Origin of the sequence: Acinetobacter rongchengensis, from assembly GCF_003611475.1 — a bacterium.
GTDB lineage: Bacteria > Pseudomonadota > Gammaproteobacteria > Pseudomonadales > Moraxellaceae > Acinetobacter > Acinetobacter rongchengensis.
Map to the genome: position 1 here is coordinate 1 of NZ_RAXT01000220.1, position 339 is coordinate 339.

General features: G+C 41.3%; 1 protein-coding gene. It reads right to left on the reverse strand.

The genetic code is table 11. The features are described 5' to 3' along the window. A partial coding sequence (locus tag D7V20_RS19625; protein ID WP_171407875.1) for a MobA/MobL family protein occupies positions 1-339 on the reverse strand: 339 nt, incomplete at both ends.

A 339-nucleotide genomic window follows, 5' to 3' on the forward strand; every position in this document is an offset into this window, starting at 1 on the left:
TAACCGTTTCGGATGATTTCTCTTTGTTGAAATCACGAAATTTATTTTTAGAAAACTCGCCTGTGTCTTTGTCTAGCTGTCGGCTCGTAAACAGAATATGAGCATGATGGTTTCGTTCATCACTTCCACCCCTTGTATGCGGGGCATGAATTACAGCATCAACGATGACGTTATGACGCTCTACAATCTTTTTGCATAAATCATCTAGGAGCTGCTGGCGTTGTTCTGCGTTTAGCTCTTGGGGAAAGGCAACTTCAAACTCTCTTGCTAGGACTGAGTTTTTACGGTTTTCAACTTTTTCAACGATGTTCCAAAGGCTTTGACGGTCTAAAAGTTCTA